The sequence below is a fragment of the Anaerolineales bacterium genome (assembly GCA_015075725.1).
Taxonomy (GTDB): Bacteria; Chloroflexota; Anaerolineae; order Anaerolineales; family Villigracilaceae; genus Villigracilis.
On record JABTTV010000001.1, the window covers coordinates 1405911 to 1423511 of the forward strand.

Genomic DNA, 17601 nt, shown 5'->3' on the forward strand with positions numbered 1-17601 from the left:
AAAATACAATATCCACATTTACTATACGGACGGTTAGTCTACAAAATATCCGTCGTTGGACGCATACTGGCAATAATCTATGGCTCAATCGAAGGTTCAAGTAGATCAAACAGGTCCGTTCGTACAATGCTTTCTTCTTCCAATTCATATACGGCGACCAACGACGGGTCAAGGTACTGCGGGTCGGAGTCTACAGCATGGACATGCCAATCTCCATTCTCATAACTGATGGCTGAGGGTGGATAGAGATCGATCGTGTCGTCGTCGTACAGATAATGAATGGCGCTGTTATTGCTGAATGCGCCTAGATCTGCATTGCCAAGTACAATCACAAATCCCGGCGGTAGGGTCGGAAAATCCTTCTGTAATTTTGCTATAACGAGTTCCGCCGTGGCCGCCCGCCGGATCAACATATTGGTACCATCCGCAAAAGTGCTTTGACGCAATTTTTCGTCGAAAATTCGATGGCTTTGATACGCAGAGCCTAATACGGCAAAGAACCCCATGAACAAAAAAAACACAGGAACAATCTTGTGATTAAATTTTAGAAACCTAAAAAAATAGTGAACACTGTAAAAAAACAATGCTATAAAAGCGGGCAGTGAATAGATTGAATAATACCTGTATGTATGATTGGGCAGGAAAATCACCGTCAGAAGCCCTACAGCCAGCCAGGCAGAAAGAAAAACGATCTGGCGAAACACACTATCCCGCTTTATTGCAAGCAGCGAGGCAAAGGAACCGGCCAGAAAGGTTAAAGTTGAAACACCTGCGATTATTTTATATATTGTCGATCTCAATGACGCAACAGGAAATATGGACTGGAACATCCAGGTCAGATACCATTGAGTGTTTGTGACCAGGTGCCTTCCCCAAAAGTCCATGAAATAAGGTTGATCTTCATGATAAGCAGTGGGCATGCCTCCTAGTAGTTTTAATCCTGTCAACAGCCCGCCAAATGCCAGAAAGGGAAGCCATTTAATAAACAACCGGTCTGGATGCAAATCCACCTTTTTTTCTCTTGGTAAAATCAGGGAATGTAGCAACAATAAAGCCGGGAGGAAAATAATGGTCGGCTTGAAAAGACTGCCTAGGAGATAAGAAAAAGCGCTTAACCATGTCTTATCCTTCAGGTATAACCAGATTGAAAGAAAAAAGAATAATGTACCGCCCATATCGCCATAAGTCGCCCATGCCCAGGCAAAAACATCAAGATGAACCGCGATGGCGGAAGCATAAACAATACCTGAAAGATATCCCACCCATTTGTTCTCCAATATGTGATCCATAATAAAAACTATCAATAATGAGTTCACTACATGAATTAAGAGGTTGGGAAATCGCATTGGGACTGAGTCAAAACCAAAAATCTTATACATCAATGCCATGAATGCCTCGCCTAAGGGGGCATAGACTGTTTTTCCGTTGGGATTAAAGGAATGCTGCAAGGAGTTGGTAAGCCCTAAAGATTGAATTTGCCTCAGGAACCACCAATCATCCGAGATGAATGGAAAAAAAATCACACGCCAGTAGATCGAAGCAATAATTCCCGATATCAATAGCACTAGAAATACCATCTGCTTCTTTTCAGGTATTGTCTTCATGATTCTAACTCCGTATGCTGTCTTTATGCTCCGGCATCCTTACGCCCGGTTCATAGAAAACGAATTTTCCTAAACAATATACTGCTTATAACAGAAGATCAGCGTAAAAACTCGAAAGTAAAATTTTCATCCGCCGCCAAATCGCGGAGAAGGATCATGCCGATGATATTGTTCAACTCATACGGCGGGATGCCGTCGCTGGGAGATTTGATGGCAATATCCGCAAGGGTCAAAACTTGACCGGCTTTTAGATCACGAGCCGCGACGAGCTTCTTTCCCATCTTGTGGATTGGATTGACCTCGCTTGGGTAAATCTTCTTCTCACCATCACCCATTGCCACTTTTACCCGGCGCAGGTCGCGGACGAGCTTTCGCATGCCAATCGGTTCGAGAGAGAAGGCATGATCCGTTCCTTTCCAGGTATGGTTCAGCGTGAAGTGCTGTTCTACCATGCGCGAGCCAAGCACATAGGCAGCCACTGCCATGGCAATCCCATTTTCGTGGTCAGACAAACCAATCACCACATCGGGGAACTTTTCACGATATGTAGAGATGACACGCAGGTTTAAGTCTTGCGGCTCGGCGGGGTAGGATGCAGTGCATTGCAGAATGGCCAATTGTTTGTTGATCGGCATGATCGTATCATAAGCGCGCTGGACATCCTCCATTGTTCCGCCGCCGGTGCTGATGATCATCGGTTTGCCAATCTTGGCGACATGTTTGAGGAGCGGGGTATTTTTCAGATCGCCTGAAGCGATCTTATAGAGAGGCATATCGAGTTCAGCGAGGAAGTCTGCACTATTCATATCGAAAGCTGTGGCGAACATGACCAAGCCGAGTTCTTCGGCATACTTCTGCAACTCGATATATTCAGCCTTACCAAATTCCAATGCCTCGCGGTGTTCGCCATAGGTCGCGCCGAAACTGTTTTCATTGTCGTAGGGCTTTTCGTACGCTGCTTTGGTCAACAGAGACTTGTTATCACGTTTCTGAAGTTTGACCGCATCCACGCCGCATTCCTTGGCGGCTTTGAAGAGGGCTTTGGCTTTTTCCAGTTCGCCCTGGTGATTATTGCCAATCTCTGCAATGACAAAACAATCGCTGTCATCTGAAATTTCGAGACCGTTCACGTTCAATGTTCCTTGTTTCATGATTCTCCAATTCAGAACCGGGGATTCATCGTTTTGAGCCGAACCGTTCGATCAGATCGGCATAGACCTCGATGGAGGAGCGTTTTGATTCAAGCGGCATGATGAAATTCTTTACAAACTCACGGCGTTGGGCGAATAAGACATCTGTCCCTTCAAGAATCCTTCCGACAATTCCTGCCACATTTTCCGCATCTTTTGCCTTCTCCAAAAACCCCCCCTCTTCGAGGTGATGGAAATGGACCAGTTGCTGGGTTTCGCCGTATTCCTTCGAGATGATCGTAATGCAAGGTCTGTCCAGCGCAGACGATTCCAAAAATGCGGTCGTATTAACCCCAACCACGGCAATGCTGTAATGAATGGAATTGTAGAACATAAGCCTTTTTTGCTCGGTGTCTGGCAATTCGCCCGGAGAGGGGTAGATTGTAACATTGGGGCGGCTGGCATCTTTCAAGGCGGGAATGATGCGCGTGTTGACGGGGTGAGGGCGCACGAGGATATGAACATCCCGCGTTTGTTTATATTCGGCCAGCGCATCGGCAATCTTTACAATGAGCACATCCTCGCTCAAGGATTTCTGCACGTTGCTATCCAGAAGGTAAGTTGAACCCGCATAGAGGATGTAATTCTTTGCCGGGTCGATTCCCGCGATGCGACAGAACTCGTTCCTGGGCAGGATTAACCCGTTAGCGCCTCCGATCAAACGATGGAAACGCGGCGCGCCGGTAACGTGTACGCGTTCGCGCGGGATGTTGTGAAGACGGCAAAGTTCTTCAGCCAATGGCTTGTTCCAAACAAGGTGATGATCCGGCTGGGAATGGAATGTGCCTTTGGCGGAGATATTATCCCAACTAAACATCGAAAACACGGCGGGGATTCCAAGCGCAGCAGCGGCCTGGACGTATTCGCTTTCACGCGAATCCCCGCTGATAAGAGGAAGCGCAACCAGCACATCAGGCTTATGAACTTTTACATGCCGCTTGATTTCCGGAGCGACTGGGATCATGTTCTCGATAAAACGCAGGGTTTTCTGGAACAGGGGGTTCTTCAAAACCTTTTTCCCGGATGCGCTCGAAATGACCTTCCAGGCAGAGTGATGGAAGAAGCGTCCCCAATTCTTCGCATCCCACCGGCGTTCTTCTTCCCGGTTCAGGACGTAGGCAAAATTCAACAACTCGCGGATGAACCTGACGACTTTCGGTAGGAACTTCCTTCGAACCAGCGCTTCGATGCGCAGGTTTGGAAGTTCAGCAGCAGCCTTTTGTAAGGCATCATCCGGGATGTGGCTTTCCTTGTCCTGTCCGAGAATGACAACGATTTCATGACCTCGCCGATATAGCTCTCGGACAGCGTCGTCTATCGAGTAGTATTTCAGGTAGTTGTCGAGCGCAAAAATTATCTTCATTCTTCGAATTGCCTTCTCCGTCTTACGCAGTTACGCAATGCTGGAGATAAGTCTTTTGAAATGATCCTTCAATTTATTTGCCATGAATATTTCCGTTGCGCGCATGGACTCATAGGTCGCCCCGCCGATGTGCGGCGTTAGCAATAAATTCGAGTGCATGCGGGCGTATTCGATCAGCAGCGAATTTTCCTTTGTTCTTTCGCCGGAAAGAACATCAAGCGCCGCCCCGGCAAGATGACCGGATTTGAGTGCATCGAGCAGGGCGGGTTCATTCACAATTGCGCCGCGAGCTGTGTTGACCAACCACGATCTGCGCGGCATCATGTTCAACTCCTTAGCGCTGATCAGGTTTTCAGTCTCTTGAGTCAGAGGCACATGGATACTCAATATATTCGATTCGCCAAGCAAATTTGCCAATGATTCCTTCATCTCAACACCGGAGTTTGCATCATTTCGGTAGGGGTCATATGCCATGACTTTCATGCCAAACGCCGATCCATAGCGGGCGACCTTTTCGCCGATCCTGCCAAAACCCAAAATACCAAGACGCATCCTGGCAAGTTCGTGCCCTTTGAAGCGATCCCGTTTCCATTCCCCATTTAAAACTGAAAAATGAGCGGATGGGATATTTCTCGTCAACGCCAGCAGCAGTCCCCAGGTCAATTCGGCTGTGGCGGGAATGGAACGCAGAAATTTCGTTTCACCGCGCAGGCTGAGCACTGCAATGTTCTTTTTAGCAGCGTATTCCATATCAATGTGATCGAGTCCGGTGGTGGCGGAAACGATCACTTTTAAGTCTCTTGCCGCGTTCATCAGTTCAACATCCACTTGATGATTCAAACGCACGATGAGCGCATTGAATTCATGGATGCGCTGGAGCAGTTCCTGCCGTTCCATATTCTGTTCGACCAGGTTTCCGATCCCCTTCAGGATGGAACGCGCCTCGTCGCTGTATTCATCCGGTTCGACGTTCAAAATCTTCAGCATCGCTGTCACCGTTTCCTGCTCAAAATATAATCCGCCAGCACAAGGTCATATTCGGTGTCGATGTTAAGCGAGCGGTCTTCCGCCATGATGTAGGGAAGGATTCTGTTTCCCATGAGCGTGTTCTGGTCGAGTAACTTGCGGCGGAAGGCGTAGATCGCGCCGTTTCGGTGATAAACACGAGGAAGGTCCTGCCTGCGCGCGCTGGCAAATGTTTCATCGATCGATACAAGGCAGCCGCTTTCCATGCGGTACATCCGCGCGGGATGATGGTCCGAGACTTGATAGACACTGACAATGGAATCCGCTTCAGACTGGTTCAAGGCTTGAAGCGCTGAGTCGATATCGGATCCGGTGCGAAGCGGAGAGGTGGGTTGCAGTACGAGTCCATAATCGAATGATTCGCCTCGAGATTCCAATTCGCCAAAAACGTGTTTGATGACGTCGATGGTCGGCGTATCATCCTGAGCCAACTGAACAGGACGGTTTATTACTTCACAACCAAGCGAGGCGCAAATTTCTGCGGTTTCCTTATCCTCGGTGGAGGCAATGCAGCGCGTGAGCATGTGGCTGGCACGCGCGGCTTCGATGGTATAGGCAATAAGCGGGCGCCCCGCCACTTCACGGATATTTTTTCGCGGCACCCCTTTGGAGCCGCCCCGAGCGGGAATGATTCCCAGAACTTGCATCATGTGTTATTTCGGTTTCCTCGCGGCAAGGCGCAGGCGCAAACCCATGTCCCAATCGCGGATGAGTTTTTCAAACTGCGCTCGCCCTTCGGGGTCTTGCAGGAGGTTGCGCAATTTCGGGGGCAACAAATCGATCGAGAGACCAGAATGCGGATTTTTGAATTGCCAATGATTCAACACGGCGTCGAGACCGCCAAGCGCGGTGTCGAGATGCGCGATCTCGTAACCGGAGCGTTTAAAAAGGTCTGAGAGGGTATCCCAGGCAAAGTAACTAAGATGATTCCTGCCGGTAAAGGTGCGCGCCTGTTCGTGAAGCGTGCCGTTGGCAAAACTGTAAACATTCGGCACGATGACCATTACCACGCCGTCGGGCTTCAGCGTATCCCAAATATCGGCGAGCATTTGCTTCGGCTTGCTGAGATGTTCGAGAACTCCGAACATCGTAATGGCGTCAAAAGAGGCGGGAGGAAAACCCGCGTCGTTGAAGAGCTGCGGGCGCACGTCCAGCACGCGTTTGAGGGCATATTCACGCGATTTCGGTTCGGGTTCGAGACCAACACATTCAAAACCGGATTTTTGCGCGATCTCCATGAACAAGCCGATGGAACAGCCGATATCGAGGATGCGCCCTTTGGAGGGAATCAATTTTGCAAGTATGTCCACGGCTTCCTGAAAATACGGAATCTGCCAGGACTGGTTGATGGGATTGGCAAGCACATTCAGCCAATCCGTCATGGATTGTTGGTCGACGGCGTCGCCGTAATAAGCGAGCGTGGCGCTTTCGAGCAGGCGAGGAGTGACGTAAACAAGGTTGCAGTTCTTGCACCGGACAAATTCGAATCCCTGCTTGGCAAACAATGGCTCGTACGAGTCTGCATCACAAGCAGGGCAGTTGACATGCTCGACCAGATCCGCCTTCACTTTGCCGGTTGCGGGGTCGATCAGTTTGGTGAGTTCCTTGTTTACGTTATCGAAGAATTTCGCCCTTCCAGTGGCGTCGTCGAAGTTCTTGTTCATGGTTTCTCCTGAATTTGATCCGTAATCCTCTTTTCAGCCTCTTCCCAGTCTTCAAGGGTGTCGAGGTTGCAGGATTGGTCTCTTGGGATGATAAGCGGGCGGCAATCGTCGCCATAGATGCTGCGCTTGAGGATAAACACATCTCGCCGGAAGGCGTAGATGGTGCCATCGCGCGAGTAGGCAGGGCGCGTATCCTGCCTGCGTGTGACTCTTTCGCCGCCTTCCAAAAATGGTTTGAGTTTGCCTTCTTCAAGTTTGAGCACGAAATCAGGCGCATAATGCTGGGGTACTTCCACCACGCTGGCAACCGCGTCACATTTCGTCCCGATCAGGATTCTTACTGCCGCTTGAAGATGTTCCGCTTTTCGCAAGGGAGCGGTCGGTTGTAAGAGCAGGATGATTTCCGCCTGCCAACCCTCGTTCTCGACAAATTGAAGAGCGTGATCAATCACCGGGAACATGGGAGTATCATCCTGCGCAAGATGTGCGGGGCGGATGAACGGGACTTCGATCCCAAGGCTCTTTCCAGCATCCGCGATCTCCGGTGAATCGGTGGTCAGGATAAGGCGGTCCACCAAGCCGGAGTCCCGCGCAGCTTTGGCGGCGTAATGGATCAAAGGCTTGCCGCCCAACATGCGGATGTTCTTACCGGGGATGCCTTTGGAACCTCCGCGGGCAGGAATGATTCCCAGAATCTTCGTCACGACATGCCTCTACTGGTAAAACAACCTTTTCTCTGAACGAAGCGGGATGTCCGCAAGAATCTTCGCGATCTGCAATCCCGCATCGCCTTTTCCGTAAAGCGGATCAGAGGGATACCTGCCGTTCGCGACTTGTTTGCGGATCGTCTCTTGAATCTGGAACCGGTTGTAGTCCGCGTCCAAAACGTTCCTTCCCCGTTCACGTCCCGCTTCGCGCGTCCCGATATTGACCGATGGAACACCGAGAAAGGAAGTTTCGCGGATGCCAACGCTCGAGTTGCCGACGATACAGCGGCTGTTATAGACGAGACGAAGAAAATCCTCCGACTCCATGTTCTTGAAGAAGTGAATGTTATCGGGGCGTTCGTTCTCGCGGAACATACGAATGCCTTTCGAGGTGCCATCTGAGCCTGCATCCACATTGGGCCAGAACCAGAATGCGGGCAGTCCGATCTCCTTGACCGCATGCAGGGTCTCGAGAATCTGCGCGCGGGCGCGGTCATATTCGGTGGTGACCGGATGCTGCATGACGACGAGATAATCCCTGTCCCGCACGTCGAAGGTCGAGCCAACGCCCTTGTATTTCTCAAACGGATCGAAGTCAATGGCGGGATTCTTCAAGACATTGGCGGCAATATCAATGGACGGACAACCGGTGACGAAGACCGACTCGGGATTTTCACCCATGCGGATGACATTCTCCGCCGCCTTTTGGGTGGAAACGAGATGAATATCTGCCAGTTTCGTAACCGCATGGCGCACCTTCTCGTCGATTGTGCCGGTGATCTCACCGCCTTGAATATGCACAAGCGGAATGTTCATATAAGAGGCGGCAATGGCGGTGGCGATGGTTTCGTAACGGTCGGCAATAGTCACAACCAGGTCCGGTTTGAGGTTGTCGAAGGTGGTGGCAAGTTCGAGCAAGCCCAGCCCGGTGGTCTTCGCCATGGTAGTCAGGTTTTCGCCTTCGACGACCATATAGACTTTGCTGGAAATCTCGAAGCCATCCTGCTCCATGTAGCGGATGGCGTTGCCATATTGATCAAGAAGGGTGGATGCTGCGGCGACCAGTTGCAGTTCCAAGTCCGGGTTGGCTTTGATGGCGTGCAATGCTGTTCGGATGCGGCTGTAACTCGGTCGCGCCGTGACAACGACGCATATCTTTCTTTTCATGATGGTCAGGAAAAATCTCCTTCCAAAATCTGCTCGTCTACTTTGACATCGCGCAGGAGTGTTTTACCGATCAGGTCATTCATCCGTTCGCCGGGAAGTCCGCTGCCGGGTTTTTTGAGCCGTAGATGCCTTTCTTCGAGGATGGTGCCTTTGGACAATTCCATTCCCGCCACAATGCTTTTCGTGAAGAGCTTGCGCAACGGCAGGACCTCTTCCGCGAAATCGTCTTTGCCAACGGGGCTGGCGCGCATCCGCTCGATAAAGCGGACACCCTCCACAAGTTGACTCAACTCCCTGGTCGTGACAGAAGCGGGAACGTCAGGCCCAAACATCTCGCGGCTGAAGGCTACATGCACTTCTAGAATCTCGATCCCAAGCATGACCGCGGCAAGACCGGGGTAGATCGTGCCGGAATGGTCGGAAAGTCCCACCGCGCATTTGTAGCGTTCGCGTAGTTCGGGAATCAAATTCAAGCCGATTTTTTCCGGCGGGCAGGGATAAGCGGTCGAACACTGCATGACAGCATGTTCGACGTTCCTTTGACGGATGTAAGCGATGGCATCGTCAATTTCCTTAAAGTTGCTCATGCCGGTGGATAGAAGAATGGGCTTGCCGGTTTCGAGCATTCTATCGAGCAGGGTCTTGTTGCCAATCTCTCCCGAGGCGACCTTCCAGGCGGTCATACCGATCTTTTCGAGCAATTCCACAGCCTCGATGGAAAACGGCGAACTCAGGAAGAGCAACCCTTTTTCTCTTGCATGATCCGCCAACCCCTGCCATCCCTCCGGAGTAAATTCCATCCGCTTCCAATAGTCGTAGCGTGAAGCGTCCTGTTTGCTGAACTTGACGCGCCACGGTTCAGCGGCCGTGCTCTCGGCGGCGGCGATGTGGGTTTGGAACTTGACCGCGTCCGCGCCGGCTTTGGCGATGGCATCGATGAAGGCATGCGCCATGCCGAGGCTGCCGTCGTGCGATTGAGCGACCTCGCCGATGACGAAGCAGCGTTTGGGATCGAGAAAATTATTCATGTTTCTTCCCGTTCCAATCTCCAGGCTTCATCCCGTTCCCGACGGCAAGGATCGCCTTCGCCATCACTTCGGACGCTGGGATTTCGATTCCCTGCGGGCGCATGAAGCGACGGATGAACTCGCGGCGCTCGTCTTTCCTTGAATCCGTCCCCGCGACGATGCGGTCGATGGCGCAGAATACCTCGGAACGATCCTTTGCGACTTCTATGAAATTGGCATCGATTAAATAATCGAAATGGGCGCCCTGTCCTGCGCGCATCTGGTCGTCCATCAGGGTGACGCAAGGTCTGTCCACGATGGCGGCGTCCAAGAACCCGGTTGTATTCACACCGACCACCGCCGCGCTGTAATGAAGGGTATTGAAATAAACCTGGCGCGTTTCATCCATATCGGGGCGTCCGCCTTGTTTTGGATAAACTCTCACCCAATCACTTTCGTAGGTCGTCATGTCGAACGGGGCATAAGGATGCGGGCGAATCAGAATGGACGGTCGGTTTTTTGCGTCCATTGTCTCGAAGTGAGCGATCAATGCCTTGATGAATTCGACATCCAAGCTTGTGATGGTCTGCGACGAGCCGAGGAACAACACAAAAGGATTATTTGGATTCAATCCGCATTCAGCGCAGAATGCCTCACGGTCAGGGGATGGCTTCAGGTCGAACCAGGGGTCATAGACGGGCGCGCCGGTTATAAATACTTTTTCACGCGCGAATTCATGAATGGCGATTGCCTCTTCCATCAAGTTCTGATTCCAAACGAGGAGCCAGTCCGGTCTGACAAGATATGTTCCCTTGCTCACAAGATTATCCCAACTCAAAACGGATGCCACGGTTGGAATTCCAAGTTTTTGCGCAGCTTTGACATACTCGACTTCCAGGTCCGCAGACATGATGTACGGCGAAACAAAGAGAACCTGCGGCTGGAATTCCGCCAGCCAGTTCAAAACCTTCGGGTCCGGTTCGATGCACGATTCGATCCATCTCAACAATCCGCGCATGAAAGATGTGGAAAAGATCATGGAGCCGATGCGGGTCTTGATCGCCCAATACAACTTGGGATGCAGGCGGTTCCTCATGTAGATGTATTCCCATGGCTGGGAAGGCGGCATGGGGTGATCTGGCTTTAAAAAGTTGGCATAATTCGCCAGTTCGCGAATTGTCACGGCAAATCCCGCACCCTTTGCTCGAAAGATGCCTTCATCGAATCTCGCGCGCGGCTCATCCTTAAGCAATTGGAGCAACGCACGCCCCGACTTGTTCCCGTCCGCTTTGAAGCCTGGCCTGCACACCACGCGGACTTCATGTCCCAAGGCGTACAACAGGCGCACGACGCGGTCGAAGAAAAAATAGTGCGGCGCGCCGGATAGCACAAAAGCGATCTTCACGATTGCATCTCTCCCGCGTACGACTTTTTCCAGGATAAAGCGGGACGTAAAACGCCCGCGACATTCTGGGTAAAATCGCCCCTCGACGAATCCCCCGTGATGTAATCCACTACTTGGAAGGTAAAAATGTTCTTGGCGCGCACGTAGCGGATTTTCATTCCTTTGGAGGCGAAGATCGAAACCGAAACTGTGTATTCGCCTTCCGCCAGAAGATTGGGCGGAATCTCGACGCGCGAAACATAAAGCCCGACCCGGTCGTGTTGTGTTTCATAAGGCTCGTTGGATGTGAATGCAACCACACCCTGCGTATTGAATCCTGCCGCCACGCGGAACTTCAAGCCGGGCTGGCGCACATCGTACTCGATCTCTAAAAATGAACGCGCATTGATCTCCACCAGCGACTTTCCTTTTTCTTCGCTGTCCACGAGTCGGATTCCTGTCAATTTGACTTCATCAGTACCCGGCGCATCCTCGCCAGACCAAGCCACTGCGCCTTCCGTATTTTCGTTGCTGTTCAAGTAAAAGTTTGTCACCTGTTCAGCCGAGCCTTGTTTGACGAGCCGCCCACGTTCCAACATGATGGCTGACGAACAAAGCCGCAGGATAGCAGGCATGTTATGGCTTACAAACAACACCGTCCGCCCAGCATGTGCCACGTCGCTCATCTTGCCGAGGCATTTTCGCTGAAACTCCGCATCGCCCACAGCCAGGACTTCGTCGATTACCAAAATCTCGGGTTCGAGATGAGCCGCGACGGCGAAGGCGAGGCGCACGTACATCCCGCTCGAAAAACGTTTGACTGGCGTATCGATGAACTTTTCCACGCCGGAGAAATCCACAATCTCGTCGAACTTGCGGGTCACTTCCGCGCGGCTCATGCCCAAGATCGCGCCGTTGAGATAAATATTTTCACGCCCGGTTAATTCGGGATGAAATCCAGTTCCGACTTCGAGCAGGCTGGCGATGCGTCCCTTGATCTTGACCTCGCCGGAAGTCGGGGCGGTGACCCGCGACATGATCTTCAAGAGCGTGCTTTTCCCCGCCCCGTTTCGCCCGATGATTCCCAACGCCTCGCCTTGACGAAGCGTAAAACTGACGTCGTCCAACGCCCAGATCGATTCACCGATGCGGTTGCCGTGATCCGCTTCACCGATCTTGGCGTACGGATCGGGTCTGCCGAGTTTCTTCGCCCACCAACGATTCACATCGCCGAAAAACGTGCCGGTGCCGATCACGCCCAATTGGTAGGTCTTGGAAAGATTTTCCACGGAGATAACGGTATCGGACATGACTTAAACCGTATCCATGAAATTATTCTCGACGCGGTTGAAGATCAACACGCCAATCAGAAGCACGAGGAATGTGAACGCCAGGCTGTAAAGCAGGTACACAGGAGACATCGCGCTCGTCCCCAAAAACGCGAGGCGAAAAGTTTCCACCACGGGGGTCATCGGATTGGCAAGGATCAGCCAGCGCCACCCGCCCGTTATGGAAGAGAGCGGGTATATGACCGGTGTGCCATACATCAATAACTGAACGCCAAATGCAACCAGTTGCTGGAGATCGCGGTATTTGGTGGTAAGCGAAGACACAATGATTCCAAGTCCCAGCCCCAATCCCGCCATGATGACGATATGAACCGGCAGGATCAAGATCCACCAGTTCGGGCGTACGTCCGACCCGGCGGACATGAAATAAATGAGGAACCCCAGAAACACTAGGAATCGAAGCCCAAACGAAATAATCTGGGAGATAACAATAGACAGTGGAATGACAAGCCGTGGGAAATACACCTTGCCGAACAAGCCCGCGTTGCTTGTAAACGTGCTGGAAGTGCTGGTGAGACTCGCAGAGAAATACGTCCACACAGTATTGCCTGCAAGATAAAAGAGGAACGGCGGTAATCCATCAGTGGATAGTTGGGCAATATTACCGAAAATAATGGTGAAAACCCCGGTCGTCATGATCGGCTGGATGAGATACCAGAGCGGACCCAGTATTGTCTGCTTGTAATACGCCACAAAATCTCGCCAGACGAAAAGCCACACCAGGTCGCGGTAGCGCCACAGTTCGCCCAGCCGCAAATCCCACCACGCGCGCTGCGGGCGGATGACCAGCGACCAGTTTTCTCCCATTGCCTTCAAATCCGTCGTCATTTATTTACTCACAAATTCCTTCACTGCCGCAATCACTTCATCCTGCTGTTTCAAAGTTAATTCCGGATATAGCGGCAGCGCCAATGTTTCTTTTGCTGCATTTTCAGCGTGCAGGAAGTCGCCTTCTTTGTAGCCATACTTGCGGCATGGCACTGATAGATGCGGCGGGATCGGGTAATACACTTCCGAAGCGATTCCCTTTTCTTTCAAGAATGCCTGCAACTCATCGCGTTTCGCAGAGCGGATGATGTACAGGTGATAAACATGCTTCGCCCATTCACGTTCCACCGGTGTGACGATCCCAAGCGGCGCGAGATGTTCGTTATACCGCTTCGCCAATTCACGGCGTTTATCGTTCCATTCATCCAGGTGCGCAAACTTGGCTTGCAAGATTGCCGCCTGTATCGCATCGAGACGGCTGTTATAGCCGACCATCTCGGAATAATATTTTTTCTTCCAGCCGTGCGCGCGCAGCATGCGCATCTGTTCGGCAAGAGCCTCGTCGTTGGTGACCACCATCCCGCCATCGCCATAAGCGCCGAGATTTTTGGTGGGAAAGAAACTCAAACAACCAACCTCGCCCATCGCGCCGGTCTTCCTTCCAAGATATTCCGCGCCATAGCCTTGCGCATTATCTTCGATGACTTTCAATCCATACCTGCGCGCGATCTCCAAAATCGGATTCATCTCGGACGGATGCCCATACAAATGGACGGGGATGATCGCCTTCGTATTTGACGTGATGGCGGCTTCGATTTTGCCCACATCGATCTGATAGCTCTGCGGATCAATGTCCACGATCACCGGTTTCGCGCCCACAGACATGACCGTGCCAGCCGTGGCAAAAAAAGTATATGCCGGGATGATAACCTCGTCGCCTTCGCCGATATTCAAGGCGCGCATTGCAATCACAAGCGCGTCCGTGCCGGAAGCAAGACCTATCGCGTGTTTGACTCCCAAATATGAAGCGATGCTTTCCTCGAACTTCACCACCTGCGGACCAAGAATAAAGTGACCCGACTCGAGCGTGGATAGAACCGCCGCGTCGATTTCCTTCTTGATGGAATGATATTGCGCAGTGAGATCGACCAATGAAATCATTTATCGCCTCTTTCGGGGATTACGACTTGATCCTGTTTCCTGTAAGCGTCTCCGCACATCGAGCAGATGGCACGCTCATCCATAAAAGTTAACTGTTCACCGCATTGACACACCCATCCGCGGACGCGGGCAGGTGTGCCGTACACCAATGCGTAATCAGGAACGTCTTTCGTCACCACTGCTCCTGCGCCGACGAAGCAATACCGTCCGAGTATCGTCCCGCACACAATGGTCGCGTTTGCGCCGATGGAAGCCCCTTTCTTCACCAGCGTGGTCTTGTACTCGTCCTTGCGGTTGACATGACTGCGCGGATTGATGACGTTCGTAAACACCATCGAGGGTCCAAGAAAAACATCATCTTCCACGATCACGCCGGTGTACAGCGAGACGTTGTTCTGGATCTTCACATTCGTCCCAATGGTCACATCAGAAGAAACAAGCACATTCTGCCCGATGTTGCAGCGTTCGCCTATCTTGGCCCGTGACATGATGTGACTGAAATGCCAGATCTTCGTCCCCGCGCCGATCTCGGCGCCTTCATCGACATAACTTGATTCGTGAACAAAATAATCGCTCATAGTCATTTCCTCAAGAAAGGATGAGCCAGCGTGTCGATGGGAGAGAGTGGGGATTGCCGGATATCATGCGTCAACTGCACGGAGGGACGGGCTTCCTTGATGCCAAACCCGCGGCCGGCGAGTGTCTCCTCGTAGACTTTCGTATGCAGGTCGGTAAAACCTTCGGAAAATTCGATTTCTTTTCCGTCCACTGTGATCGAGCGATACGTGGTCTTGCCATTTGTATTTGCCTGCTCGGGCAGATCGTTCTTATCCACCGAGAGGAACCATCGCACCCGGGCGCGCTCAAGTTCGATGAAACCGGACATGCGCTCATTGTCAGTGTGATAGACCTTGATGCCGTTCACCGATCCAAACAACCACATCAGCAGGTCGAAGAAGTGAATGCCAATATTCGTCGCCACGCCGCCGGATTTATCGTGGTCGCCCTTCCAGGAAACTTGATACCACGGACCGCGGCTGGTGATATAGGTAAGTTCCACATCGTGGATATCCTTCGCGGATCGCAGAGTCTCACGGAGTTTGATCAGGCTGGGATGGACGCGCAACTGCAGGATCGTAAAGATGCGGTGTTTCGTCTCTGCTTCGATTTCTTCAAGGGCATCCAAATTCCAGGGGTTGATCACCAAGGGCTTTTCGCAAATCACATCCGCGCCCACGCGCAGGGCAAGGCGGCAGTGTGCATCATGCAAATAGTTCGGCGAACAGATCGAAACATAATGGATGCGTTCGGCTTCGAATCCGCGGCGAAGTTTTTCCAGATGGCGATCGAAGCGCTCGATCTCGGTAAAGAACTTCACATCGTAGGAATACTGGTCGAGGATGCCGACCGAATCCTTCGGGTCGACGGCCGCAACGAGCCGATTACCCGTATCTCTTATTGCTTTCAAGTGACGGGGCGCAATGTAACCGCCGACGCCGATCACGGCAAAATTATTTATCATGTTCTCCTTTGTTAACTCGAACGGATTCGATACCCGTGCCCATCGGATTCTAGAACGAAGTCCTCGGGTAGGTCGCTGATTCTCAGCCCGGCTTCGATGCACGTCAGGCGCAAAATATCCATCATCGGATCATCGCCATTCAGGTACACGCTTTTCACACCTTTTTGTTTCAGGTCTAGGGCAAGCGCTTTTGCTTTCTCGCGCAGCCCACCGTAGACTTTGAGTGAATCCCGCGCATAGTTCATGGCGCGTTGGGTAAAAACCTTCATGCCTTCGGGGGTCAGATCGTATTGCAGGCGGGTGCGGTCGAGGTGCGAGACCTTGACCCAGCCGCGGGAGATGAGACGTTTGATGTACCAGTTGACGCTCCCAACAGCAATGCCGAGGCGTTTTGAAAGGCTCGCCTGCGTGACGAGGTTATCCTGTGCGATCTCGTCCAGCAGGGCATATTCGTGCGGTTTGATCTTTGTATTCATGTGAGCGTTCAGTTTTTGAATTCTGACACGATTCCCCCAATGAGTCAAGCCGTGCCCCGCCTGAGATTCCCTACGATTCCCCTACTAACCTATTGCTTCCCGCATCATCCCTTCATACTGATCCACGATCTTTCCGATGTCGAAATCCTTCGCCTTTTCCAAGCTCGCAAGCCGGAATTTCAGCAGGCGATCCCGGTTTGAAAGCAGCCCCCTCAAAGCGGATGCAAAACCCGCCTCATCCCGGACTTCGATCAAACAGCCGTTCGAATCCTGGTCCACCAGGTCGAGGAATCCACCTATCCTGCTGGCGACGATGGCGAGTCCTTTCACAAGCGCATCCACGCCGACGACAGGCAGTCCCTCTGAAAGCGACGGCATGAACAGGATATCGCTCCGGGAGAATTCATCCAAAACATCCGCAGGCGTGACCCAGCCTGTGAGGTGGAAACGTTCGCGCATGCCATGTTTTTCTATTTCGGCTTTGACTTCCTCGAACATGGGTCCATCCCCCAACATCGAACACTCCCAATCCAAATCCTTGAGCATTGACAAGGCGCGAACGATTGCCAGCGGATTCTTCTGTGAAACGAACCGCCCCGCAAATACGATCCGCGGGGTTGCATTTACCTCCACTTTATCGGTGACGACATGGGTGAAATCTGCGCCATTGGGGATGACGCGAATCTCCACCGTATAATGCTTCAACGCGAGTTGACGGGTGAACTCGCTCACCGCCGCAACGTACTTTGCCCGCCTCCAGATCGGAATTGTGAATGGCTTCAACCAGCGGAACCAGTGCGCTGTCTTTTGCGGCACACCGCCGGGCACGTCACCGAGATGCGCCGTAAGAATAAAAGGAATATTTGTGATGACCGAAAGCATCCATGCCAGCGCGCCCGATGGAACAGCAAAGTGGGTATGGATCACATCGGGGCGGGAATGGCGGATCAACTCCAGCCCTTTCGAAAACCCGGCGAGGATGTAGAACAGCATGGCCTCGAAACTTGCCACAAAAGCCTCGGTCCGCCGCGACGGAATCCGCACGACGCGAAATCCATCCAGTGTTTCGTCGCGCGGCAGGTCGTTCATGTGCGCGGTCAAAACGATCACATCATGGCCGCGCGCCGCTAGTTCGGCGCAAATATCATACGCGGCCCTGCCTCCGCCGCCGCCGATGGGCGGGAATTCATAGATCACCGTCAGAATGCGCATG

General features: G+C 52.1%; 17 protein-coding genes. All 17 read right to left on the reverse strand.

The window, feature by feature from the left end; genetic code table 11:
- Positions 1-77: 77 nt before the first annotated feature.
- Positions 78-1604 (reverse strand): glycosyltransferase family 39 protein, encoded by a 1527-nt coding sequence (locus HS100_06730; GenBank protein ID MBE7433592.1) that lies wholly within the window; start codon positions 1602-1604, stop codon positions 78-80.
- Positions 1605-1702: 98 nt separating this feature from the next.
- Positions 1703-2755 carry an N-acetylneuraminate synthase family protein gene (locus tag HS100_06735; GenBank protein ID MBE7433593.1) on the reverse strand — a complete coding sequence of 351 codons (1053 nt, stop codon included), beginning with the start codon at positions 2753-2755 and terminating at the stop codon, positions 1703-1705.
- A 25-nt stretch (positions 2756-2780) separates the two neighbouring features.
- Positions 2781-4157 (reverse strand): hypothetical protein, encoded by a 1377-nt coding sequence (locus tag HS100_06740; protein ID MBE7433594.1) that lies wholly within the window; start codon positions 4155-4157, stop codon positions 2781-2783.
- A 30-nt stretch (positions 4158-4187) separates the two neighbouring features.
- Positions 4188-5144 (reverse strand): hydroxyacid dehydrogenase, encoded by a 957-nt coding sequence (locus HS100_06745; GenBank protein MBE7433595.1) that lies wholly within the window; start codon positions 5142-5144, stop codon positions 4188-4190.
- A gap of 5 nt (positions 5145-5149) precedes the next feature.
- On the reverse strand, positions 5150-5833 hold the full coding sequence (locus HS100_06750) for an acylneuraminate cytidylyltransferase family protein (protein MBE7433596.1): 684 nt from the start codon (positions 5831-5833) through the stop codon (positions 5150-5152).
- Positions 5834-5836: 3 nt separating this feature from the next.
- Positions 5837-6847, reverse strand: a complete 1011-nt coding sequence (locus HS100_06755) for a class I SAM-dependent methyltransferase (GenBank protein ID MBE7433597.1) — start codon at positions 6845-6847, stop codon at positions 5837-5839.
- Entirely contained in the window at positions 6844-7551 is a 708-nt protein-coding gene (locus tag HS100_06760; GenBank protein MBE7433598.1) for an acylneuraminate cytidylyltransferase family protein, read from the reverse strand. Before HS100_06760 ends, HS100_06755 begins: the two co-directional genes overlap by 4 nt.
- 9 nt (positions 7552-7560) lie before the next feature.
- A complete protein-coding gene (gene neuC, locus HS100_06765; protein ID MBE7433599.1) occupies positions 7561-8721 on the reverse strand; it encodes a UDP-N-acetylglucosamine 2-epimerase (hydrolyzing) in 1161 nt (386 codons plus the stop codon).
- Between the two features lie 5 nt (positions 8722-8726).
- Entirely contained in the window at positions 8727-9749 is a 1023-nt protein-coding gene (locus HS100_06770) for an N-acetylneuraminate synthase family protein (GenBank protein ID MBE7433600.1), read from the reverse strand.
- Positions 9742-11133, reverse strand: a complete 1392-nt coding sequence (locus tag HS100_06775; protein ID MBE7433601.1) for a hypothetical protein — start codon at positions 11131-11133, stop codon at positions 9742-9744. Before HS100_06775 ends, HS100_06770 begins: the two co-directional genes overlap by 8 nt.
- Entirely contained in the window at positions 11130-12422 is a 1293-nt protein-coding gene (locus HS100_06780; GenBank protein MBE7433602.1) for an ABC transporter ATP-binding protein, read from the reverse strand. Before HS100_06780 ends, HS100_06775 begins: the two co-directional genes overlap by 4 nt.
- A 3-nt stretch (positions 12423-12425) precedes the next feature.
- The gene (locus HS100_06785) at positions 12426-13268 is read right to left on the reverse strand and encodes an ABC transporter permease (GenBank protein MBE7433603.1); all 843 of its coding nucleotides are present in this window, start codon (positions 13266-13268) and stop codon (positions 12426-12428) included.
- Between the two features lie 21 nt (positions 13269-13289).
- Positions 13290-14390, reverse strand: coding sequence for a DegT/DnrJ/EryC1/StrS family aminotransferase (locus HS100_06790; protein MBE7433604.1), 1101 nt, complete (start codon positions 14388-14390; stop codon positions 13290-13292).
- Positions 14387-14968, reverse strand: coding sequence for an N-acetyltransferase (locus HS100_06795; GenBank protein ID MBE7433605.1), 582 nt, complete (start codon positions 14966-14968; stop codon positions 14387-14389). The genes HS100_06790 and HS100_06795 overlap by 4 nt, the downstream gene beginning before the upstream one ends.
- Before the next feature lie 2 nt (positions 14969-14970).
- Positions 14971-15909: a Gfo/Idh/MocA family oxidoreductase gene (locus tag HS100_06800; protein ID MBE7433606.1), complete on the reverse strand. Its 939-nt coding sequence runs from the start codon at positions 15907-15909 to the stop codon at positions 14971-14973.
- Positions 15910-15923: 14 nt separating this feature from the next.
- Positions 15924-16388 carry a winged helix-turn-helix transcriptional regulator gene (locus HS100_06805; GenBank protein ID MBE7433607.1) on the reverse strand — a complete coding sequence of 155 codons (465 nt, stop codon included), beginning with the start codon at positions 16386-16388 and terminating at the stop codon, positions 15924-15926.
- Positions 16389-16472: 84 nt separating this feature from the next.
- Entirely contained in the window at positions 16473-17600 is a 1128-nt protein-coding gene (locus tag HS100_06810) for a glycosyltransferase family 4 protein (GenBank protein MBE7433608.1), read from the reverse strand.
- Position 17601: the final 1 nt, after the last annotated feature.